Raw genomic sequence first — 22145 nt, 5'->3', positions numbered from 1 at the left:
ATTTACCAATTTTTAAGCCATCGGTAGACTTTCTTCGCAACAGACCTGGCCGGCGGCATGCCTCTCATGCAAGCCCGCCCGAACCGGGCCCCTTTTTAACACGGAGACAACCGATGCGCCCCCCTGGCTACTTTCGCCCCGCCCTCGCCGCATTGACGGCCGGTACCCTGTTTGCCGCCCTGTTCACCGCCAGCGCCCCCGCACGCGCCGACGACTGGCCGTCGCAGCCGATCCGCTGGGTTGTGCCCTATCCCGCCGGCGGCGGCACTGACGTGGTGGCGCGCACTGTGGCGCAGGCCATCACCCCGGGACTGGGCAGGCAGGTAGTGATCGACAACCGCCCGGGCGCGGCCACCATCGTCGGCGCCGATGCCGTGGCGCATGCCAAGCCCGACGGCTACACCGTGCTGACCGCCGACACCGCCACGCTGGCCGCCAATCCGTCGCTGTACAAGAAGCTGCCGTACAACCCGGACAAGGACTTCGTTTACATCGGCCAGCTTGCGCGCTTCCCGCTGGTGCTGGTGGCCACCCCCAACTTCCCGGCGCGTACGCTCAAGGAAGTGATCGACTACGCGCGGAAGAACCCGGGCAAGGTCAATTTCGCCTCGCCGGGCGCGGGCAGCCCGCACCACCTGGCAATGGAGCTGTTCATGGACCAGACCCGGGTCAAGATGACGCACGTGCCCTACAAGGGCGCGGCGCCCGCGGTGCAGGACCTGCTCGCGGGCCAGGTCGACCTGATGTTCCTAGACCTGGCCTCGGGCCAGCAGAATGTGCAGGCCGGCAAGCTGCGCGCGCTCGGCGTGGCCACGCCCAGGCGCCTTACCGTGCTGCCCAGCGTGCCGACCGTGGCCGAGGGTGGCGTGGCGGGCTTCGAGGCTTACGCCTGGCAGGGCATGGTGGCGCCGGCCGGCACGCCCAAGGCCGTGGTCACGCGCCTGAACGCCGAGCTGGTCAAGGCGCTGAAGACGCCCGAGGTGCAGAAGAAGCTGGAAGGCGTGGGCGTGGAGGCGGTCTACAGCACGCCCGAGGAATTCGCCAGCTACGCGCGCGCCGAGGGCGAGCGCTGGGGCAAGCTGATCAAGGCCAAGGGCATCACCGTCGACTGACTGGCGCGCGGGCGGGCCACGGTAGACTAGCGGCCACCGCGCCTGCGATGCAGGCGCCCCTGATCCCTACCCCATCGCATCCATGAAACTCGCAACCCTGAAGGACGGTTCGCGCGACGGCCAGCTGGTGGTCGTGTCGCGCGACCTGAAGACTGCCCACTACGCCACCGACATCGCCGGCAAGCTGCAGACCGTGCTGGATGACTGGCCGTTCTACGCGCCGCAGCTGCAGGACCTGTACGACGCGCTCAACGCCGGCCGCGCGCGCCATCCCTTCCCGTTCGCCCCCAGGGACTGCATGGCGCCACTGCCGCGCGCCTACCAATGGGCCGACGGCTCGGCCTATGTCAACCACGTCGAGCTGGTGCGCAAGGCGCGCGGCGCCGAGATGCCGCCCGAGTTCTGGACCGACCCGCTGATGTACCAGGGCGGCTCGGACGACTTCGTCGGTCCGCAGGACGATATCGTCTGCGCCAGCGAGGCGTTTGGCATCGACTTCGAGGCCGAGGTGGCCGTGATCACCGGCGACGTGAGAATGGGCGCCACGCCCGAGCAGGCCGGCGAAGCCATCCGCCTGGTGATGCTGGCCAACGATGTCTCGCTGCGCAACCTGATCCCGGCCGAGCTGGGCAAGGGCTTCGGCTTCTTCCAGAGCAAGCCGGCCACGGCATTCTCGCCGGTGGCGGTGACCCCCGACGAACTCGGCGAGGCCTGGCGCGAGCGCAAGGTGCACCTGCCGATGACCGTGCACTGGAACAGCAAGAAGGTGGGCCAGCCCGACTGCGGCACCGACATGGTGTTCGACTTCGGCCAGCTGATCGCCCATATCTGCAAGACCCGCAACGTGCGCGCCGGCAGCATCGTGGGCTCGGGCACGATCTCCAACGTCGACCGCAAGAAGGGCTACTGCTGCATCGCCGAGAAGCGCATGCTGGAAACCATCGATGAAGGCAAGCCCGTGACCGAGTTCATGAAGTTCGGCGACGCGGTCAAGATCGAGATGTTCGACGCGCAGGGCCATTCGGTATTCGGCGCGATCGACCAGCTGGTGGCAGCGGCCTGACGCACGCTGGGGCCGCGGGGTGCGGCGGCGAGCCGGATGTGCATATAATTAACCGACCGATCGGTTGGCAAATTGACGATGCATGCGGCGCGCCGCTAACCCCGTACCTCTCAGGCCCCCAATGACTACCTCCACCGCTGACTCCACGTCCCTCTCCCCCCGCTACGAGCGCTATCGCGCACTGACGCTGCGCCGCCACGGCCCCATCCTCGAAATCATCATGGGCGCGGCCCAGTCGGCCAACCAGAAGCTGGCCACGGCGGACGCCAATATGCACCGCGAGCTGGCCGAGATCTGGCGCGACGTATCCGCCGACCCCGAGGTGCGCGTGGCGCTGATCCGCGGCGAGGGCAAGGGCTTCTCCGCCGGCGGCGACCTGGCGCTGGTCGAAGACATGGCCAACGATTTCGAGACCCGCACCCGCGTCTGGCATGAGGCGCGCGACCTCGTCTACAACGTCATCAACTGCGACAAGCCGGTGGTCTCGGCCATGCACGGCCCCGCCGTCGGCGCCGGACTGGTGGCTGGCCTGCTGGCCGATATTTCGATCGCGGCCAGGACCGCGCGCATCGTCGACGGCCATACCCGGCTGGGCGTGGCCGCGGGCGACCATGCCGCCATCGTGTGGCCGCTGCTGTGCGGAATGGCCAAGGCCAAGTACTATCTGATGCTGTGCGAGTCGGTCAGCGGCGAGGAAGCCGAGCGGATCGGCCTGGTCTCGCTGGCGGTGGAAGAGGACGAACTGGTGGCACGCGCGTTCGAGGTGGCCAACCGGCTGGCAGCCGGGTCGCAGACCGCGATCCGCTGGACCAAGTACGCCCTCAATAACTGGCTGCGCATGGCCGGCCCCGCCTTCGATACCTCGCTGGCGCTTGAATTCATGGGCTTTGCCGGCCCCGACGTGCACGAAGGCATGGCGAGCCTGCGCCAGAAGCGGCCGCCACAGTTCAGGTAACGACGACGCAGCCACCGGCCCGACGGGCCCTCCTGGCCAATCCCGGGGCTGCGCCGCACACGGAGTGCTCGACCATGTTCGGACAGATTCCCGATTTCACCAACGGCTTCGATTTCATGCGCCGGCTGTGGGGCAGCGGCAGCGGCATGCCCGCCGGCATGATGCCCGGCCTGCAGGCAATGACGCCGCCGATGGACCTCGACGACCTCGACAAGCGCATTGCCGACCTGAAGGCCGTGGAGAGCTGGCTGCAACTGAACACCAACCTGCTGCGCACCACCATCCAGGGCCTGGAAGTGCAGCGCGCCACGCTGGTGGCGCTGCAGACCTTCGGCAACGCGCTGTCGCCCGAGGCCATGCAGTCCGCGATGGAAAACGTCGCGCGCGCGGCCAACACGCCCAGTGCCGCGGCGCCGGAGCGCGCCGCCGGCGCGGATGCCGGCAGCGGTGCGCAACCGGAGCCGCCTGCCGCCGAGCGCCCGCAAGCTGCGGCGAGCGACACCGACTCCGCCTTGCCGCCCAACGCCGCGCTGTGGTGGGACCTGCTGCAACAGCAGTTCAGCCAGATCGCCAGCAGCGCCGCCGCGGCCAGCATCGCCCCGTTCGGCATGGGCGGCTTCGGCGCCGCGGCCGGCGCCGAAGCCGCAGCGCAAGCGGCTGCTGCAAAGCCGCAGACGGGCGCGCCTGGCAAGGCCGCCTCCGCCGGCACGGGCAAGCCTGCCGCCAAGAAGGCGCCGGCAAAGAAGGCGCCGGCCAAAAAGGCGGCCAAGGCAAAGCCGGCCAAGAACGCGGGCAACGGCGCTGACAATGGCAAGAACGGGGGCAACAACAACGGCGGCGGCAGCCACGGCGCCAACGGCAGCAGCGCAGCCTGACAGCCAATTAGCGCGACAATTCGTCCACGCCAACGCAATGCACCGCGAGTCCTTCCCGGCCCCCCATCCAGCGCTGCAGTCCGGACCCAACCCCGCCGCCACCGCGCTGATCATGATGGGCGGCGGCGCGCGCGCCGCCTACCAGGCGGGCGTGCTGAGCGGGCTGGCACGCATTGCCGCGCGGCACGGCAAAGGTCATGGCGCGATGCCCTTCGGCATCATCGCCGGGACCTCGGCAGGCGCAATCAACGGCGCCGGGCTGGCGATCCGGGCGGAGGACTTCCAGGCCGCCACGCAGAGCCTGGCGGCGCTGTGGCACAGCATTCATGCCGACGACGTCTACCGCACCGACGTGCTGCGCGTGGGCATATCGGGCGCGCGCTGGCTGTCGACGCTGGCGCTGGGCTGGGCCACGCAGCGGCGCGCGCCGCGCGCCCTGTTCGACAACACCCCGCTGGGCAGCATGCTGGGCGAGCTGTTCGAGCCCGGGCGCGTGCAGGCCAGCCTGGACAGCGGTGCGCTGCAGGCATTCGCGGTCACCGCGCTGTCCTACAGCACCGGGCGCCACGTGACCTTCTACCAGTCGCACCACCGCATCCATCCATGGCACCGCAGCCAGCGCATTGCGATCCCGGCGCAGATCACGGTGGACCACCTGCTGGCATCCGCGTCGATCCCGTTCCTGTTCCCGGCGATGCCGCTGGAGCTGGACGGCCACCATGAGTGGTTCGGCGACGGCACCATGCGGCAGATGTCGCCGCTGTCGCCGGCGATCCACCTGGGCGCGTCGCGCGTGCTGGCGATCGGCGCGGCCTCGCGCCAGCGCTCGGGCTGGTACGACACCGTGCCGGCCGGCGGCTACCCATCGCTGGCGCAGGTGGGCGGGCAGGCGCTGGCCAGCATCTTCCTGGACGGGCTCAACGCCGACCTGGAACGGCTGCTGCATATCAACCGCTTGCTGGCGCGCATGCCGGAGCTGGCCGGCGACCGCGAGGGCTGGCGCCCGGTACAGGTGATGACGATCTCTCCCAGCGAGCCGATCGAAGCCGTTGCCGCCGAGCACCAGAAGCAGTTGCCGCGCACGGTGCGCGCCCTGCTGGCGCCACTGGGCGGCACCGAGGCGCGCGGCGCCGCCTTTGCCAGCTACCTGCTGTTCGAACCTGCCTTCACCCAGGCCCTGATGGCGCTGGGCGAGCGCGACGCCGAGGCCCAGGCGGACGAGCTCGCGGCGTTCCTGTTCGGCATCGTCCCGGGCACGCCACCGGCCGCGCAGCCGGCGGACGAGCGTGCACTTTCGCCCTGAGCAGCCTGCCTCACATGGCGTCCTGCCAGGCGCCGCGGCTGGCACATTGAGGTGTCAGCGCTGCGCTGATCGCCCGCAATATGCGGCCGGCTGCGCCAAACCGCGTCAAAAGCGTTGCATTTGCCCCGATCCGGACTAAAAAAGGAGAAGAGAATAATTCGCATCTGGTAGAATCTGCCCGTAATTTCAAAGGCTTACCATGCTCTACCCCGAACTGTTCAAATCGTTGGAAGCCGTCCGCTGGCACATGGACAAGGACATCCCCTGGGATACCTTTGACGCCGGCATGCTGACGGACGACCAGGCCAAGACCATTCGCATGAACGCGATCACGGAATGGTCCGCCCTGCCCGCGACCGAGATGTTCCTGCGTGACAACCGCCACGATTCTGATTTTTCGGCGTTCATGAGCATCTGGTTCTTTGAGGAACAGAAGCACTCGCTGGTGCTGATGGAGTACCTGCGCCGCTTCCGCCCGGACCTGGTGCCGACCGAGGAAGAACTGCACGCGGTGCGCTTCGAGTTCGACCCGGCCCCGCCGCTGGAAACCCTGATGCTGCATTTCTGCGGCGAGATCCGCCTGAACCACTGGTACCGCCGCGCCGCCGAATGGCACACGGAACCGGTGATCAAGCATATCTACCGCACCCTGTCGCAGGACGAAGCCCGCCATGGCGGCGCCTACCTGCGCTACATGAAAAAGTACCTGGCACAGTTCGGCGACAGCGCGCGCGCCGCCTTTGCCAAGATCGGCGTGCTGATGGCCTCGGCCCGCCGCACCGAGAAGCCGCTGCACCCGACCAACCTGCACGTGAACAAGGCGCTGTTCCCCAACGACACGGTGCAGTCGCGCCTGCCGGATCCGGACTGGCTCGAGCACTGGCTGGACGAACAGATCCGCTTTGACGAAGGCTGGGAGAAGAAGGTCATCGAACGGATTCTGCACAACATGTCGCTGCTGTTCGAACGCACCTTCGAAACGGTGCAGGACCTGAACCGCTACCGCAAGGAACTGAACGCCAGCCTGCAAGGCACGGGCGGGGCCCAGCCGGCGCAAGCCTGAGCGGCCAGTCCGACAGCCCGAAAAAAAAGCCCCGCCGAAGCGGGGCTTTTTTTGCCCTTCTTTTGCCTTGACGCATTCCCGACAAATGCGACCCGCCGCGGCGCACCGGACCTGGTCCGGCTGTGGCGGGTATTCTGCATTGCTGATTTCCTTATCCTGGAAATTCAGGCGCCTGGCATGATAAGCGAGCCAGTTGCCATGCAGGTAGTAGCCGGTTACTACATCATTCCATTCCCGTCCCACCCACTGCCTCGCTGTCACGCGGCGGCGGCAAACCCATGCCTGGCGGCCGTTCGCCGAAAGAATTCATATCCGAAAATAGAATATTTAAAGCACGCGGCGATTATCCTGACACTCAATGCGCTGTAAATCCAGCATTACGAATTCATTTAATTCGTGGTGTCATGCCTCGCAGTTCCCGGCGTGGCAGCAGGCCAGCCCGGTTGCCGCTCCGGCAGGCTGTGCGTGACGGGGTAGCCAGAGCCCACCGCCGGCGGAGATCACAAGAAGGGGTACCATCTCGGGCAAGCACGCCGGCTCCGACCAGGGGCCGGCCCCCACTTTCCGATGCCAACCCCATGTCCGTACCCGCTTTCGAATCCAAGCTGACCCTGCCTGACACCCCCGCCGCGCTGGCCGCGCGCATCGCCGCCTTGCCGCGCCCGCTGGTGTTCACCAATGGCGTCTTCGACATCCTGCACCGCGGCCATGCCACCTACCTGGCCCAGGCGCGCGCACTGGGCGCGAGCCTGGTGGTCGGCGTCAACAGCGATGCTTCCGTAAGGATGCTGGGCAAGGGCGATGACCGTCCGCTGAACCATGAATCGGACCGTATGGCGCTGCTGGCCGCGCTGGAGTCGGTCGACCTGGTGGCGATGTTCCGCGAACAGACGCCGGTGGAACTGATCCGCCTGGTGCGCCCCGACATCTACGTCAAGGGCGGCGACTACGACATCGACACGCTGGAAGAAACCCGGCTGGTGCGCAGCTGGGGCGGCCAGGCCTACGCCATCCCCTTCCTGCACGACCGCTCGACCACCAAGCTGCTGACCAGGGTGCGCCAGGGCAGCTAAGGCAGCTAAGGCAGCTAAGGCAGCTAAGGCAGCTAAGGCAGCTCCGGTCGCTCAGGAGCAGGCCAGCATGTCCTCGGCGCCGTAACGCTGGCGCATGGCCTCGAGCCGGGCGCGCGCCGCGTCGTCGGCATCGCGCACGCGCAGCCACTGCCGCGTGAGCGGCCGCGCGGCCTCGGTCAGCATGGCGGTGCGCACGCCGTGGCCGCGCAGGGCGTCGAGATATTGCTCGGCACGCTCGCGCTCGCGGAAGAGGCCCAGCGACACCGTATAGGTGGTGGCCTCAGGCGTGCCGGCGGTCACCAGCGAGTACTCCGTCACGTTGCGCCGGCGCAGCTCGGCCAGCTTGCGTTCGGCATGCTCGCGCGTGGGCTGCGCGGGCAGATGGACCCACCAGCGCACCTGTTCCTGCCGCGCGAACGCTTCCACGCGCAGCGCAGTGGCGGCCAGGTCTTCAGTGGCGCGGCGCGCCGCCTGGGCGCTGAAGCCACCGATCTCGATGCAGGCAGCCAGCCTGGCCGACGGCAGCGCGCTGCGCGGTGCGGCATCCGCCGCTGGTGCCGATGCCGGCGCCTGCACCCGCATGCCCTCCCCACGTACCTGCTGCTGCAGCCGCTGCGGCTCACGCGGCGTTTCAAACCAGCCGGCCAGCGGGTTCGCGCCGAACACCCCGAGCACCGCCCCCAGCAGCACGGCATTGGCGAGCAGCAGCAACAGCGGCACGATGCGCGGCGAGCGTGCCCGGGCGGGCTGGGCTGGGGCAGTCATGGGTCGGGGCGGATTGAGGCGTGTGAGAAGTTGCGCTACGGCCAGGGGCCGGCCGATGCCATCGCGTGCAGGCCGAGCAGCACCAGATTATCGTGCATCTCGAACGGCACAGCGAGCGCGCCTGCCAGCGCGCCGCGGGCACCGCCGGACAGCAGGCAGCGCACGGGGCGACGCGCCGGCCGGCGCTCGTCCAGCGCGCGCCAGGTGCGTTCGATGGCACCGGCCTGCGCGGCCAGGCAGCCTGCGGCAATGGCGTCGTGCGTATTGTCGGCCCAGCACAGGTGCGCGCCGGCGACGGTGCCGGCATCGTCCACGTCCAGCGCCGGCAACTGCGCGGTGTTGCGCGCCAGCGTGCCCAGCATCAGCGCCAGCCCGGGCAGGATCAGGCCGCCCTCGAAGCGCGCGCTGCCATCCGCCGCGGCCGTGACGATATCCAGCGTGGTGGCCGTGCCCGCGGTCACCACCAGCAGCGTGTCGTGCGGCAGCCAGCGGTGTGCGCCGATGGCGCCGACCCAGCGGTCCACGCCCAGTTGCGTGGGCTCGCGGTAGCCGTTGGCCAGGTTGCCGTGCGCGGCGGCGCTGCGCACCCATTGCACCGGCGCACAGCCCCCGAAGGCGTCGGCCAGCGCTGCCTCCACGGCGGCCGCAATCACCGGCCCGGCGACGTTGCTGATCCACACCGACGGCATCGGCCCGCTGCCGCGCAGCGCGCGCAGGTCCGCGGCCAGTGTCTGCAGCGCGCCGGCGTCGGCATGGGCGGCCGCGCCGCCGTGCTGCCACGGCGTGGGCAGCGCGCCGGTGGCGGGCAGCGCCGCACCGGCTTCGCACCAGGCCCACTTGAGGCGGGTATTGCCGATATCGATCAGCAGATGCGGCGCGCTCATGCGGTGCCTCCCTGCCCCGGCGCGGGCCGCAGCGACAGCTCGCCGCTGGCGATGCGCTCAAGCCCCGCCGGCGTTTCCAGCAGCAGGTGGCCAGCCTCGTCGACGCCGCGCGCCATGCCTTCGGCGATCACCTTGCCATCGTGCAGCAGCCGCACCGGCTGGTCGCGGTAGGCATCGGCCGCTGACCAGCGCCGCGCCATCGGCCCGAAACCGTGCGCCAGGAACGCGGTGCGCATGGCCGCCAGCCGTTCCAGCAGCGCGGCCAGCAGGCGCGGGGCATCGCGCTGAGCGTCGAAGCCGGGCATGGCCTCGGCCACGCCAGCCAGCTCGCGGCCCAGTGCCGCTTCCATCTGCGCGTCGCGCACCAGGTTCAGGCCGATGCCGATCACGGCCCAGACACGCTGCGGCCCGGCGGGCACCGACTCGATCAGGATGCCGGCCAGCTTGCGGCCATCGATCTGGAGGTCATTGGGCCATTTCAGCCCGATCCGTGCGCCGAGGCGCGCATCGACATCGCCCAGCGCCTCGGCCAGCGCCAGGCCCACGGCCAGGCTCAGGCCGCTCAACTGCGCCGGCGCCAGCGCCAGCGGCAGAGCCACCGAGAAGGTCATGCCAGCCTGTCCCTGCCACGGCCGGCCCTGGCGCCCGCGCCCGGCGGTCTGGCGGTAGGCCAGGCGCAGCCTGCCGGCGTCGTGCCACGGCGCCTGGCGGCAGGCCGCGGTCAGGTCGGCATTGGTGGAGCCGGTTTCCTCCACCAGCTCCAGCGTCCAGTCGCTCAGCGCGGGCGACAGCAAGCCGCGCAGCGCACCGGCATCGATGCGCCAGCTGGCGTCGAATGGGGCGGAAGGGTCGGATGGAGTCGGAGGAACGGCGGACATGCGCGGCAAAGGACTGGGGATCGGTGGCGATCGTGGAAAACACAGGCGGGGGCAGGGCTGTGCCCCGGGGTGCCTGCGGCAGATGCCGCATTGTAGCCGCGCCGCCGCCTCGGCACGGCGCGGTCGCGCCAGCGGGGCGGGTGGCTTAGAATCGAGACTCGGCCATCACATCGCATGCCCTTGGAACGCCAGACGACGCCAGACTTCCATATCACGCGCGGGGACGGAACCGTCAGCGTAGCGCTGCGTGGCGACTGGACCGCGCTCGCCCTGGCCGGCTGCCACCAGGCGCGGCAGTTGCGCGCGCAGCTGCATGAGCTGGCACAGGCGCCAGACAGCGCGCAGTGGTCGCTGGCCGGCGTCGAGCGGCTGGACCATATCGGCGGGCAACTGCTGTGGCAGGCCTGGAACGGCGCGCTGCCGCAGCGGCTCGATGCCAGCGAGGGCCAGCGCCGCGTGTTCGAGCGCATCGCCGCGGTGCAGGACGAGGGCTGGAAGAAGCACATGGTGGACCGCTTCAACCCGGTCACGCTGTTCGGCGCCAGCGTGCTGTCGTTCGGCGCGCAACTGGGCCGCGGCGTCAGCATGCTGGGCCAGTTGGCCTTCGACCTGCTGCGCCTTGCACGCATGCCGCAGCGCGGCCCCTGGCGCGAGATCTCGGCCAATATCTATAACGTCGGCTACAAGGCGCTCGGCATCACCGCGCTGGTGGGCTTTCTGATCGGCATCGTGCTGTCGTACCTGTCGGCCAACCAGTTGCGCACCTTTGGCGCCAGCACCTTTATCGTCAACATCCTGGGCATGGCGGTGATCCGCGAGCTGGGGCCGGTGCTGGCGGCAATCCTGATCGCGGGGCGCTCGGGCTCGGCCATCACCGCGCAGATCGGCGTGATGCGCGTGACCGAAGAGCTCGATGCCATGCTCGTGATGGGCATCTCGCACGGCTTCCGGCTGATCATGCCGCGCGTGATCGCCCTGGCCATCGCCATGCCGCTGCTGGTGGCCTGGACCGACGTGATGGCGCTGGCGGGCGGCATCCTGGCTGCGCGCTGGCAACTGGGCATCAGCGCCACCTTCTTCCTGCGCGAGCTGCCCGATGCGGTGCCGGTGGCCAACCTGTGGCTCGGACTGGGCAAGGGAGTGGTGTTCGGCATCCTGATTGCGCTGACCGCATGCCACTTTGGGCTGCGCATCAAGCCCAATACGCAAAGCCTGGGCGAAGGCACCACCGCCTCGGTGGTGACCGCGATCACCATGGTGATCCTGGCCGACGCGGTCTTCGCCATCCTGTTCAAGGACGTGGGCCTGTGAGCGCGGCGCAAGCGAACGCCACGCCGGACGGCAAACCCGGACGTAGGCCGGAGCGCAAGGCGGACCGCACCCCGGTCATCGAGGTGCGCGACCTGGTCAAGCGCTTCGGCAAGGCGGTGGTGCATGACCATGTGAACCTGGACGTCTACCGCGACGAGGTGCTGTCAATCGTTGGCGGCTCCGGCAGCGGCAAGACCGTCCTGCTGCGCCAGATCGTGGGGCTGGAGCGTCCCACCTCGGGCTCCATCAAGGTGTTCGGCGAAGACCCGACCCAGCTGCGCCCGGCGCAGCTGCAGGCGCTGCGCAACCGCTGGGGGCTGCAATTCCAGCGCGGCGCGCTGTTCTCGGCGCTGTCGGTGATCGACAATATCGCGCTGCCGCTGCGCGAGCTGCGCGCGCTGCCCGACAACCTGATCTGCCAGGCGGCGCTGCTCAAGCTGCAACTGGTGGGGCTGTCGGCGCGCGATGCCGACAAGATGCCGGCGGACCTGTCCGGCGGCATGATCAAGCGCGTGGCGCTGGCGCGCGCGCTGGCACTGGAGCCCGAGCTGCTGTTCCTGGACGAGCCCACCGCCGGGCTGGACCCGATGGCCTCGGACGACTACGTTGCGCTGATCCGCGAACTGCGCCGCGAACTGGGCCTGACGGTGGTGATGATCACGCACGACCTGGACACGCTGGTGGCATTGTCCGACCGCGTCGCGGTGCTGGCCGACCACAAGCTGATTGCCGCGGCGCCGATCCCTGACGTGGTCAAGGTGGACCACCCCTTCATCCGCGAGTATTTCCTGGGCGAGCGCGCCCAGCGCGCCATGCAGGCGCTGCCACCGCACGGGCAGCCGGATGCGGCGCCCCCTGGAGAAGCATGATGGAAAACAAGTCACACGCATTCCTGGCCGGCGTGTTCACCATCGGCCTGGCCGTGCTGGTGCTGTTCGCAATCTTCTGGTTCAGCAGCGACCACGCCGTGCGCGTGCCATACGACCTGATCACGCGCTCCACCGTCAACGGCCTGCAGCCGCAGGGCGACGTGAAATACCGTGGGCTTGCGGTGGGCAAGGTCGAGTCGATCAAGTTCGACCCGCAGGTGCCGGGCCAGATCATCGTGCGCGTCAACGTCAACAAGGACACGCCGATCACGCGCACCACCTATGGCACGCTGGGCTTCCAGGGCGTGACCGGGATCGCCTACGTGCAGCTCGACGACGCCGCCACGCACGACGGCGCCACGGCCTCGCCGCCGCTGCCGACCTCGCCCAAGGCGGTGGCGCGCATCGCCATGCGGCCAGGCTTCTTCGAGGAACTGGAAAAGCGCGGCGACTCGCTGCTGACGCAGGTCGAGACTATGATGGCCTCGCTCAACGACATGTTCCAGGGCGCCAACCGCACTGAGCTGATGGCCGCGATCCACGCGGTGCGCAAGACCGCGGAAGACTACTCGCGGCTGTCCGATTCGCTGGCCCCGGCCGCCAACCGGCTGCCGAAGGTGAGCGAGAACCTGAACGCCACGCTGGAATCGACCCGGCGCCTGACGCAGGAGCTGGCCAACCCCAACGGCACGGTGATGCGCACGGTCGACAACGTCGGCCGCGACCTGCAGGGCGCGGCCTCGTCGGTGCAGTCCGCGGCGGGCACCTTCAGCGAAGAGACCCTGCCGCAGCTCAATGGCCTGGCCCGCGACGCGCGCCAGACCGCGCGCACCTTCGAGCGCGCCGCCGGCCAGTTCAATGAAAGCCCGAGCAGCGTGCTGTTCGGCGCGCCCACGCCCGCGCCGGGTCCGGGCGAGCAGGGCTTCAGCGCACCGTAGCGCGGCCCGCATGCCACCCCTGACCCGATACCGTCAACCGCGAGACACCGCCGTGAACCCTGCGACCGAGATGCCACGCTTTCTCCGATCCGCGCGATCCCGCCTCCAGGCCGCCCTGCTGGCCGCCGCCGCGGGGCTGGCGCTGTCGGGCTGCGCGCTGACGCGCGGCAACGACCCCACCGTCACCTACGACCTCGGCCCGCCGGCCGCCGCCAGCCCCGGCAACGGGAACCCCGCGCCGGCGCGGCTGCCCAAACTGCGCGTGGCGCAGACCGACGGGCCCAACTGGCTGGATGGCAACGCCCTCTTCTACCGGCTGCAGTATGCGCAGGCGCAGCGCCTGCAGGCCTACGCCACGCAGCGCTGGGTGATGTCGCCCACGCGCCTGTTCGACGAGCGGCTGCGCGAGGCCGTGGCCGCGCGCGGCACGCTGAGCTGGTTCGGCGACAGCAGCGTGCCGGCGCTGAAGGTGGACCTGATCGAGTTCGACCAGGTGTTCGACAGCGCCACCACCAGCGCAGGCGTGGTGCGGCTGCGCGCCACGGTGTTCCAGCACGGCATGCTCGGCCAGCAGACCTTCGAGGCGCGCCGGCCCGCGGCCAGCGCCGATGGCGCCGGCGGCGCCAGGGCGCTGGCCGAGGCCAGCGACGCCGTGATCGCGGCGCTGCTCGACTGGATCGGCACGCTGCAGCTAAAGTAGATACGCAAGGAGAAATGCCATGGAGCCGGCTCCCCTGCCGCCCTCCGCGCCGCCCCCGGCGGCTCAGTCAAGGCCAGAACCTGCCGGCCCGCAGCACTCGCCGCTGGCCCGCGTGGGGCTGATTTGCTTCACGCTGCTGGTCGTGTACGCCAGCCTGTACCCGTTCTCGGGCTGGGTCGACAACGGCGTTTCGCCGTTTGCCTTCCTGAGCGCGCCCAAGCCGCGCTACATCACCGACTTCGACCTGCTGACCAATGTGCTGGGATACTTCCCGTTCGGCGCGCTGGTGGTGCTGTCGCTGCATCCGCGCATGTCGGGCGGGCGCGCCACGCTGGTGGCGCTGGTGGCCGGGGCACTGCTGTCGGCCTGCATGGAGGCCTTCCAGACCTGGCTGCCAAGCCGCATCTCTTCCAATATCGACCTGATCACCAATGCGCTGGGCGCGCTGCTGGGCGGCGCGGTGGTGGCGCCGTTCACCCGGGCCCTGATCGACGACGGGCGCCTGACGCGCCTGCGCCATGCGTGGTTCGAGCCGCACGCCAGCTTTGCCATCATCCTGCTGCTGCTGTGGCCGTTTGCGCAGGTGTTTCCGCAAGAGCACCTGTTCGGCATGGGCGGCATCGTGCGCGAATGGCTGACCGACCCGGAGTCCTGGCCGATGCAGGTGCTGCAGATGGTGTTCCCGCAGCTGGAGGCCTGGCAGGACCATATCGGCCTGCGGCCCGAGGACATGCAGAGCCAGCAGTTGCTGGAATCGCTGGTGACCGCCAGCAGCTGGGTCGGCACGGGCCTGTTCGCCTCGTTCGCAATGCGCCGCAGCGCGCCGATGCTGCGCATCCTGGCCGGCCTGCTGGCCGCGGCGCTGCTGTTCAAGGCCACCGCGGCCGAACTGCAGTTTCCGTCCGAGAGCGCCTTTGTCTGGCTCTCAGAGGGCGGGCGCTTTGCCTTGCTGACCAGCTCGCTGGTGCTGGCGCTGCTGCTGTACCTGCCACGCTGGCTGCGTGCGGTGCTGGCGATGGTGGCGCTGATCGTGCTGGTGGTGCTGACCAATGTGCTGCCATCCAACCCCTATGCATGGATCTCGGAGCAAGGCTGGCGCATGGGCCGCTTCATCCACTTCAACAGCCTGGCGCAATGGCTGGGCTGGCTGTGGCCGTTCCTGGCGTTCTGCTATGTGATCTGGCGCTTCGAGCAGGTCAGCCTGCGCCGCCATGCCAGGAAAAAAGCCGCGGCGCACCGTGAGGCGGCCGCGGCCGGTACGCAGGAATAGCGCGGCGGGACTAGTGCAGCTGCCCGCCTTGCTCGCGCACATCGGCGCGGGTCGACAGCGCCGTCGCCACCGCCGCGCGCAATCCCTTCACCAGCGTTTCCTGCGCCAGGCTCGGCTGGCCCGGATGGCGCGCCGCCTGCTCGGGCAGGTAGGGGATATGGATAAAGCCGCCGCGCACATCGCCATCCGGCTGCTGCGCCAGCCGGTGCATCAGCCCGTAGAAGACATGGTTGCAGACGAAGGTGCCGGCGGTCTGCGACACCGAGGCCGGCACGCCGGCCGCGCGCATGTCGCGCACCATCGCCTTGATCGGCAGCGTGGCAAAGTAGGCGGCCGGGCCGCCTGCCACGATCGCGGTATCGATCGGCTGGGCGCCGGCGTTGTCGGCAATGCGCGCATCGTCGACATTGATCGCCACGCGCTCCACCGACATTTCGGCGCGCCCGCCGGCCTGGCCCACGGCAATCACCAGCGCGGGCCGCAGCACATCGACCAGCTCGCCGATGGTATCGATCGCCGCGCCGAACACGCACGGCAGCTGCCTCGCCACGATCACCGCGTCGCCCACACGCTCGCCGTCGAGCGCGCGCACTGCCTCCCATGAGGGATTGATCGGTTCATTCTCGAACGGCTCGAAGCCGGTCAGCAGCACGGTACGCATGGCGGGGCTCCGCAGTTACATCAGGAAGTACAGCAGCGCGATATTGGCTACCAGGATCGCCAGCGCGGTGGGCACCTGCGCGCGGATCACGGCGTTCTTGTCGTCGAGTTCCAGCAGCGCCGCCGGCACGATATTGAAGTTGGCCGCCATCGGCGTCATCAGCGTACCGCAATAGCCCGAGAACATGCCGATCGCCGCCATCACCGCCGGATTGCCGCCGAACATGCCGACCAGGATCGGCACGCCCACGCCGCCGGTCATCACCGGGAAGGCCGCGAAGCCGTTGCCCATGATCACCGTGAACAGCGCCATGCCGACGCAGTAGACCGCCACCGCCACCAGCTTGTAGTCCATGTTGATATAGGCGGTGGACAGGTGCGCCACGGCCTTGCCCACGCCCGCGTCGGCGAACACCAGGCCCAGCATCGCCAGCATCTGCGGCAGCACCAGTGCCCAGCCCAGCGAATCGGTCAGCCGGCGCGACTCGCGCAGGCCCTGCGCCACGGTGTCGCGCGTGAGCCAGCACACTACCGCCAGCGAGATCAGGCAGCCGATCCCCAGCGAGACAAAAGTCACGTTCTTGGGATCGAGCAGCGGCAGGCCGGCGATCTTGACGTTTTTGAACAACATGGTGCCGATCACGGTCACCAGCGGGATCAGCAGCGCCGGAATGAACAGCTTGTTGCCCAGGCGGCGCGCGCTGGCGCGGCGTTCTTCCTCCGGCAGGCTGTGGTGCTTGCCGTGACCGACGCCGCCAAAGCCCGCAATCAGCGCCATCACCACCGCGCCGATGCCGACCGCGGCCGGCGGCAGCCGGTCGCCTATCAGGAACACGATCGCGTACAGCAGCCAGAACAGGCCGGTGCTGAGGCGGCGCGGATGCTCGCGGTCGGCGAAGGTCATCAGCGCGGTGATCGCCAGCACCAGGCCGGCGAGCCAGTAGAGATATTCGATGGAAATGATCATGGCGCGCTCCTTACTCGGCGCTCTTGGCAGGCACGGCGGCCGGGGCGGCCTTGCCGCCCAGCTCGCGCTCGAGCCAGCGGTCCAGGCGCTTCAGGCGCACGGCGTGGATCAGGAAGGCGCAGATCGCGGTGGGAATGCCCCACACGGCAATATGCAGCGGCTCCACGTCGAGGTTCGACGACAGCAGGAAGGTGTGCATCAGCGCGATCGCGCCGAAGGCCACGAAGATGTCCTCGCCAAAGAACAGGCCCACATTGTCGGTGGCGGCGCAGAACGCCAGGACGCGCTGGCGCACCGGCTCGGGCAGGTGGCCAAAGCGGTTCTCGGCCGCGCCCTCGGCCATCGGCGCCAGCAGCGGGCGCACCATCTGCGGGTGCCCGCCCAGGCTGGTCAGTCCGATCGCGGCGGTCAGCTCGCGCACGCCCAGGTAGACGATCAGCAGGCGGCCAACCGTGGCCGACGCGATGCGCGCAATCCATGCCTGCGCATGCTCGCGCAGCCCGTGCCGCTCCAGCAGGCCGATCACGGCCAGCGGCAGCAGGATGATCAGCGGCAGGTTGCGCGCCTTGACGAAGGCGGTGCCGATCGCCGAGAAGATCTGCATCAGCGGCATCGGCGCGGCCAGCCCCGTGGCCAGTGCGGCGAGCACCACCACCAGCATGGGATTGAAGCGCAGCACGAAGCCGATGATGATGACGCCGACCCCGACAAGGGGCCAGAGATTGACTGCCTGTTCCATAAGAGACACCAAACGAGTGTGATGGAGGCGAGCGGACGGCAGCCGTCTTACCGCACGACGGGGCCGGCCGCAGTGGATGCTGGCGCTTGAGACGGAGTGCTCAGTCGCCGGCGCGGACCGCGATGCCTTCCGCGCCCAGCCGTTCCCGGATGCGGCGCGCAAAGGCCAGCGCGTGGGCGCCGTCGCCGTGCAGACACACGGTTTCGGCTTGAATCGGTACCCAGGTGCCGTCGATGGCGCGCACGCGTTTCTCGCGCACCATGGTCAGGGTCTGGTTCAGGGCGACTTCCTCGTCCTCATGCAGCGCGCCCGGCGTGCCACGCTTGACCAGCGTGCCGTCGGGGTTGTAGCCGCGGTCGGCAAAGACCTCCTGCTTGACGCGCAGGCCGGCCTCCCTGGCGATATCGATCATCTGGCTGCCGGCCAGGCCGACGAACACCAGGTCGGCATCGAAGTCGCGCACCGCGCGCACGATGGCGCGGGCCAGCGCCGGATCGCGCACGGCCTGGTTGTACAGCGCGCCATGCGGCTTGACGTGATGCAGTTCGCCGCCTTGCGCGCGCACGATCGCGTCGAGCGCGCCGATCTGGTACAGCACGTCGGCGTAGACGGCTTCCGGGTCGCGCTGCATCTCGGTGCGGCCGAAGTTCTCGCGGTCGGGGTAGCTCGGGTGCGCCCCGATCGCCACGCCGCGCGCGAGCGCCCATTTCACCGTCTGCACCATGGTGGCCGCGTCGCCCGCGTGCCAGCCGCATGCGATATTGGCCGAACTGATCAGCGCCAGCAGCGCCTCGTCGTTGTCACAGCCTTCGCCAAGGTCGGCGTTCAAATCGATCTGCATTGCCATTCTCCTGTGCGGCGTCTTGCGTCGCCCGATTGCTGTTGCGCGTGCGCGCCTATGCGGCCACGCGCGTGCGTGCGCGCCGCCGCGCGGCGATGGGCATGCCATCGCCCTGCCACCGCAGCGCCTGGTCGATCTGGCGCAGGTAGCGCTCCAGCTCGGCCTGCGCCGCCTCTGCCTGTGCCAGCGTCACCTGCACGAAACGCACCGGCGCACCCAGCGGCACCTGCGCCAGCCGCCACAGGTCGGCGCCGATCACCACGCCGATCTTGGGATAGCCGCCGGTGGTTTGCGCATCGGCCATCAGCGCGATCGGCTGGCCGCCCGGCGGCACCTGCATCACGCCCGGCACCACGCCATGCGACAGCAGGTCGGCGCTGCGCTCGGCGCGCCGCGCCAGCGCGGGCCCGTTCAGGCGCAGCCCCATGCGGTTGCTGTTGGGCGTGACGGTCCAGTCGGCCTGCCACAGCGCGGCCTGCGATGCCGCGTCGAAGTCCTCATATTCAGGCCCCGGCAGCATGCGGACCGGCGTGGCCTTGCCCTCGATGCTGGCGGGCAGCGCCCACGACGGCGCCTGCACGCCGATCCAGTCGGTCTCGGCCAACAGCCCCGGGCGCCCCGCCGCCAGGCGGTCGCCTTCCTGCAGCGCGCGCCCGCCCAGCCCGCCAAAGCCTGACTTCAGGTCGGTGCTGCGCGAGCCCATCACCGGCTCGACGTCGATGCCGCCCGCCACGCACAGGTACACGCGCGTGCCGCCGCGCGTCGACGGCAGCGTCAGCGTCTCGCCCTTGTGCACGTCAAAGGCATGCCACGACCACACGGCCACGCCGTCCAGGTTGGCGCCGCATTCAGCACCAGCCAGCGCCACGCGCATATCGGCATGGAAGCGCAGCGCGGCGCGGCCCAGCGTGAATTCAATGGCGGCGCAGCCCGGCGCATTGCCGAGCAGGCGGTTGCCGACTTCCACCGCCAGCATGTCCATGGCCCCGCAGCGGCCCACGCCAAAACGGCGAAAGCCGGTACGGCCCAGGTCCTGCACCGAGGCGAGCGCGCCGGGACGAATGATCTCGATCACGCGATGATTTCCTCGGCCACAAAGCGCACGGTATCGCCGGGCGCGAACAGGGACGGCGGATCCCGGTCCGCCACGAAGAGTTCGGCGTCGGTGCGCCCGATCAGCTGCCAGCCGCCCGGCAGCACCGCCGGATAGATCCCGGTCTGCTCGCCGCCAATGCCGACCGACCCGGCCGGCACCGCCACCCGCGGCTCACGCCGGCGCGGCGTGGCCAGCTCCGGCGCTAGGCCGCCCATATAGGCAAAGCCGGGCTGGAAGCCCAGGAAGTAGACGACGTACTCGCCGGCGGCGTGACGGCGCACCACTTCCTGCGGCGTCAGCCCGGTATGGGCCGCCACATCGCCCAGGTCCGGGCCATGCTCGCCGCCATAGCGCACCGGGATCTCCACCAGCTTGCCGGTCGCATTGCGCGCCTCGCCGGAGGCCCACGCGAGCTTCAGGTTGCGCTCCAGCGCGTCTACGTCGGCGCTGCCGTCGAAGATCACGGTCAGGTTGTTCATGCCCGGCACCACGTCAACCACCCCGCGCCAGTCCGCCGCGCGGGCAGCCATGGCCCAGATCCGGCGCTGGACTTCCAGCGAGGCGGGAGGCGCCACGCTGTACAGCAACGCCTGCTCGGCGAGTCGGTGGACGATGCAGTTCATGAGAGTCCCGGTAGCGCACTTGCTACCAGTGTAGGCAGGCAAACCGGAAAAGTGACGTGTTTGTATTTCATCGATAATTTATCGATGAATTCATCATATCGAAATGGAACTTCACTGGACAGTCGGGGTTGACCCTAGGATCGGCTGACTGACCCGGAGCTCAGGCCCGCTACCGGCAGCCGTCAGTAGCCACGCAAGACCCAAAGAAAAACGGCCGGAAATCCGGCCGTTTTCTTATTCCATCCACTGACAAGCCCTGCTCAGGCAAACCCCGCCTGATGCGCCTGCTGGTCGGCATGGTACGAACTGCGCACCATCGCGCCCACGGCAGCGTGGGTGAAGCCCATCTTGTAAGCCTCTTCCTCGAACATCTTGAACGTGTCGGGATGCACGTAGCGCAGCACCGGCAGGTGGTGGTTCGACGGCGCCAGGTACTGGCCGATGGTCAGCATGTCGATATCGTGGGCGCGCATGTCGCGCATGACGTCGAGGATTTCCTCGTCGGTCTCGCCCAGGCCCACCATCAGGCCGGACTTGGTCGGCACGTTCGGGTTGCGGCGCTTGAACTCTTGCAGCAGCTTGAGCGAGTGCGCATAGTCCGCGCCCGGGCGGGCCTGCTTGTACAGACGCGGCACGGTTTCCATATTGTGGTTCATCACGTCCGGCGGGCACGCCTGCAGGATGTCGAGCGCCTTGTCCAGGCGGCCGCGGAAGTCGGGCACCAGCACTTCGATGCGGGTAACGGGCGACAGCTCGCGCGTCTGCGAGATGCAGTCGACATAGTGCTGGGCGCCGCCGTCGCGCAGGTCGTCGCGGTCGACGCTGGTGATCACCACATAGTTCAGCTTGAGCTGGGCGATGGTGCGGGCCAGGTTGCCCGGCTCGTTCACGTCCAGCGGATCGGGGCGGCCGTGGCCCACGTCGCAGAACGGGCAGCGGCGCGTGCACTTGTCGCCCATGATCATGAAGGTGGCGGTGCCCTTGCCGAAGCACTCGCCGATATTGGGGCAGCTGGCTTCCTCGCACACCGTCACCAGGTTGTTGGCGCGCAGGATGTCCTTGATCTCATAGAAACGCGAACTGCCGGTGGCGGCCTTCACGCGGATCCAGTCCGGCTTCTTGAGCTTTTCGGCCGGCACGATCTTGATGGGGATGCGTGCGGTCTTGTCGGCCGACTTCTGCTTGCGGGTCGGGTCGTACTGCTCCGCGGGGGACTGCGGGGCTTCGCTGGAAGTGGCGATCAGTGCGTCGCTCATACATTTCTCCGCACGCGCTCAGCGTGCATTTCGCTTTTGACTAGGAGGCCAGGGCCGTCTCACTCGGCTGCTTCGCTTCAGCCGGGGCGGCAGTTCCTTCGGCAGCCAGCGCGCGGGCTTCATGCGCTGCCAGCACCTCGCACAATGCTGCCGCCAGGCGCTGTGCGATTTCCGGTTGTTGTACCGCGGTCACGGGCAAGGGGGCGCCGTTGGCATCCGCCGCCGCGAAGGTGGCGCCCGCGGTAGCCATGTCGACTGTTTCCAGCCCGGCATAGCCGCAGGGATTGATGCGCAGGAACGGCGACAGGTCCATCTGCACGTTGAGGCTGACGCCGTGGTAGCTGCAGCCGTTGCGGATCTTGAGGCCGAGCGCGGCAATCTTGGCGCCCTGGTGCGGCCCGTCGGACAGGTAGATGCCGGGGGCGCCGGGCTTGCGTTCGGCTGGGAGATTATACGCCGCGAGCGTGTCCAGCACCGCCTGCTCGATGCCGTGCACCAGCTCGCGCACCATCAGGCGGCGGCGGCGCAGATCGAGCAGCAGGTAGGCCACGACCTGGCCGGGACCGTGATATGTGATCTGCCCGCCACGATCGATCTGCACGACCGGAATCTGGTCGTCCGGGGCCAGCAGGTGCGCGGGGTCGCCCGCCTGGCCCAGGGTGTAGACCGGCGGATGCTCGACCAGCCAGACCTGGTCGGGCGTCTCGGGCGTGCGTGCGGCGGTGTAGGCGCGCATCGCGTCGAAACACGGCTGATAGTCCTCGCGGCCGCGTTCGATGACTTGAATCGGATGCATGGCGAGAGTGTAACGAAAAGGGCCGGCTTGCGCCGGCCCTGCCTCGGTCACTTCTGCTGCCCGCTCAGGGTGTCGTCTGGCGAGAATCATCCGATGCGTCCCGCGACC

Annotated in this window: 23 protein-coding genes; 12 read left to right on the top strand and 11 right to left on the bottom strand. The window is 68.9% G+C overall.

Features of this window, described 5'->3' with window-relative positions; all coding sequences use genetic code 11:
- Positions 1 to 113: 113 nt before the first annotated feature.
- From A3A5_RS0131250 to rfaE2, 7 genes are all read left to right on the top strand, one after another.
- Positions 114 to 1112 (top strand): tripartite tricarboxylate transporter substrate binding protein, encoded by a 999-nt coding sequence (locus tag A3A5_RS0131250; protein WP_018314382.1) that lies wholly within the window; start codon positions 114 to 116, stop codon positions 1110 to 1112.
- Between the two features lie 82 nt (positions 1113 to 1194).
- The gene (locus A3A5_RS0131245; RefSeq protein WP_018314381.1) at positions 1195 to 2175 is read left to right on the top strand and encodes a fumarylacetoacetate hydrolase family protein; all 981 of its coding nucleotides are present in this window, start codon (positions 1195 to 1197) and stop codon (positions 2173 to 2175) included.
- 121 nt (positions 2176 to 2296) lie between these two features.
- The gene (locus A3A5_RS0131240; RefSeq protein WP_018314380.1) at positions 2297 to 3130 is read left to right on the top strand and encodes an enoyl-CoA hydratase/isomerase family protein; all 834 of its coding nucleotides are present in this window, start codon (positions 2297 to 2299) and stop codon (positions 3128 to 3130) included.
- A 74-nt stretch (positions 3131 to 3204) separates the two neighbouring features.
- Entirely contained in the window at positions 3205 to 4005 is an 801-nt protein-coding gene (gene phaM, locus A3A5_RS0131235; RefSeq protein WP_018314379.1) for a polyhydroxybutyrate granule multifunctional regulator PhaM, read from the top strand.
- 37 nt (positions 4006 to 4042) lie between these two features.
- Positions 4043 to 5308, top strand: coding sequence for a patatin-like phospholipase family protein (locus A3A5_RS0131230; RefSeq protein WP_018314378.1), 1266 nt, complete (start codon positions 4043 to 4045; stop codon positions 5306 to 5308).
- Positions 5309 to 5507: 199 nt separating this feature from the next.
- Positions 5508 to 6371, top strand: a complete 864-nt coding sequence (locus A3A5_RS0131225) for a ferritin (protein ID WP_018314377.1) — start codon at positions 5508 to 5510, stop codon at positions 6369 to 6371.
- A 578-nt stretch (positions 6372 to 6949) separates the two neighbouring features.
- On the top strand, positions 6950 to 7444 hold the full coding sequence (gene rfaE2, locus A3A5_RS0131220; protein WP_018314376.1) for a D-glycero-beta-D-manno-heptose 1-phosphate adenylyltransferase: 495 nt from the start codon (positions 6950 to 6952) through the stop codon (positions 7442 to 7444).
- A 51-nt stretch (positions 7445 to 7495) separates the two neighbouring features.
- On the opposite strand, the gene A3A5_RS0131215 is transcribed toward rfaE2, so the two are convergent.
- Genes A3A5_RS0131215 through A3A5_RS0131205 form a run of 3 tightly spaced genes read right to left on the bottom strand, consistent with a single transcriptional unit; the run spans position 7496 to position 9971 of the window.
- Positions 7496 to 8209, bottom strand: coding sequence for an SPOR domain-containing protein (locus A3A5_RS0131215; protein WP_018314375.1), 714 nt, complete (start codon positions 8207 to 8209; stop codon positions 7496 to 7498).
- 35 nt (positions 8210 to 8244) lie between these two features.
- On the bottom strand, positions 8245 to 9093 hold the full coding sequence (locus A3A5_RS0131210) for a type III pantothenate kinase (RefSeq protein WP_018314374.1): 849 nt from the start codon (positions 9091 to 9093) through the stop codon (positions 8245 to 8247).
- Positions 9090 to 9971 carry a biotin--[acetyl-CoA-carboxylase] ligase gene (locus A3A5_RS0131205; RefSeq protein ID WP_018314373.1) on the bottom strand — a complete coding sequence of 294 codons (882 nt, stop codon included), beginning with the start codon at positions 9969 to 9971 and terminating at the stop codon, positions 9090 to 9092. The genes A3A5_RS0131210 and A3A5_RS0131205 overlap by 4 nt, the downstream gene beginning before the upstream one ends.
- Positions 9972 to 10145: 174 nt before the next feature.
- Between A3A5_RS0131205 and A3A5_RS0131200 the strand changes: the two genes are divergently transcribed.
- The 5 genes from A3A5_RS0131200 to A3A5_RS0131180 are packed head-to-tail and all read left to right on the top strand — an operon-like array spanning position 10146 to position 15059.
- Positions 10146 to 11282 carry an ABC transporter permease gene (locus tag A3A5_RS0131200; protein WP_018314372.1) on the top strand — a complete coding sequence of 379 codons (1137 nt, stop codon included), beginning with the start codon at positions 10146 to 10148 and terminating at the stop codon, positions 11280 to 11282.
- Positions 11279 to 12151 carry an ABC transporter ATP-binding protein gene (locus tag A3A5_RS0131195; protein ID WP_018314371.1) on the top strand — a complete coding sequence of 291 codons (873 nt, stop codon included), beginning with the start codon at positions 11279 to 11281 and terminating at the stop codon, positions 12149 to 12151. The genes A3A5_RS0131200 and A3A5_RS0131195 overlap by 4 nt, the downstream gene beginning before the upstream one ends.
- A complete protein-coding gene (locus A3A5_RS0131190; RefSeq protein ID WP_026201318.1) occupies positions 12148 to 13089 on the top strand; it encodes an MlaD family protein in 942 nt (313 codons plus the stop codon). Before A3A5_RS0131195 ends, A3A5_RS0131190 begins: the two co-directional genes overlap by 4 nt.
- 10 nt (positions 13090 to 13099) lie before the next feature.
- Positions 13100 to 13789: an ABC-type transport auxiliary lipoprotein family protein gene (locus tag A3A5_RS0131185; RefSeq protein WP_026201317.1), complete on the top strand. Its 690-nt coding sequence runs from the start codon at positions 13100 to 13102 to the stop codon at positions 13787 to 13789.
- A 19-nt stretch (positions 13790 to 13808) separates the two neighbouring features.
- Positions 13809 to 15059: a VanZ family protein gene (locus A3A5_RS0131180; protein WP_018314368.1), complete on the top strand. Its 1251-nt coding sequence runs from the start codon at positions 13809 to 13811 to the stop codon at positions 15057 to 15059.
- A gap of 10 nt (positions 15060 to 15069) precedes the next feature.
- Here A3A5_RS0131180 and pcp read toward each other — a convergent pair whose 3' ends face one another.
- The 8 genes from pcp to lipB all read right to left on the bottom strand — a co-directional run bounded on the left by pcp (position 15070) and on the right by lipB (position 22037).
- Positions 15070 to 15720: a pyroglutamyl-peptidase I gene (gene pcp / locus A3A5_RS0131175; protein WP_013955216.1), complete on the bottom strand. Its 651-nt coding sequence runs from the start codon at positions 15718 to 15720 to the stop codon at positions 15070 to 15072.
- A 15-nt stretch (positions 15721 to 15735) separates the two neighbouring features.
- Positions 15736 to 16686 carry a DUF979 domain-containing protein gene (locus tag A3A5_RS0131170; RefSeq protein WP_018314367.1) on the bottom strand — a complete coding sequence of 317 codons (951 nt, stop codon included), beginning with the start codon at positions 16684 to 16686 and terminating at the stop codon, positions 15736 to 15738.
- A 10-nt stretch (positions 16687 to 16696) separates the two neighbouring features.
- Positions 16697 to 17425, bottom strand: a complete 729-nt coding sequence (locus A3A5_RS0131165) for a DUF969 domain-containing protein (protein WP_018314366.1) — start codon at positions 17423 to 17425, stop codon at positions 16697 to 16699.
- A 100-nt stretch (positions 17426 to 17525) separates the two neighbouring features.
- Complete coding sequence (gene pxpA / locus A3A5_RS0131160) at positions 17526 to 18266, bottom strand: 5-oxoprolinase subunit PxpA (protein ID WP_018314365.1); 741 nt, start codon at positions 18264 to 18266, stop codon at positions 17526 to 17528.
- Positions 18267 to 18321: 55 nt separating this feature from the next.
- Positions 18322 to 19341 (bottom strand): biotin-dependent carboxyltransferase family protein, encoded by a 1020-nt coding sequence (locus tag A3A5_RS0131155; protein ID WP_018314364.1) that lies wholly within the window; start codon positions 19339 to 19341, stop codon positions 18322 to 18324.
- Positions 19338 to 19985 (bottom strand): 5-oxoprolinase subunit PxpB, encoded by a 648-nt coding sequence (pxpB, locus tag A3A5_RS0131150; RefSeq protein ID WP_018314363.1) that lies wholly within the window; start codon positions 19983 to 19985, stop codon positions 19338 to 19340. The genes A3A5_RS0131155 and pxpB overlap by 4 nt, the downstream gene beginning before the upstream one ends.
- A 260-nt stretch (positions 19986 to 20245) precedes the next feature.
- Positions 20246 to 21241 carry a lipoyl synthase gene (gene lipA, locus A3A5_RS0131145; protein WP_018314362.1) on the bottom strand — a complete coding sequence of 332 codons (996 nt, stop codon included), beginning with the start codon at positions 21239 to 21241 and terminating at the stop codon, positions 20246 to 20248.
- 40 nt (positions 21242 to 21281) lie between these two features.
- A complete protein-coding gene (lipB, locus tag A3A5_RS0131140) occupies positions 21282 to 22037 on the bottom strand; it encodes a lipoyl(octanoyl) transferase LipB (RefSeq protein WP_018314361.1) in 756 nt (251 codons plus the stop codon).
- Positions 22038 to 22145 lie beyond the last annotated feature (108 nt).

The sequence above is a fragment of the Cupriavidus sp. UYPR2.512 genome (assembly GCF_000379565.1).
In the GTDB taxonomy this organism is placed as follows: domain Bacteria; phylum Pseudomonadota; class Gammaproteobacteria; order Burkholderiales; family Burkholderiaceae; genus Cupriavidus.
The sequence above is the reverse complement of the archived record's forward strand: the minus strand, read 5'-3'. Positions and strand labels throughout refer to the sequence as shown.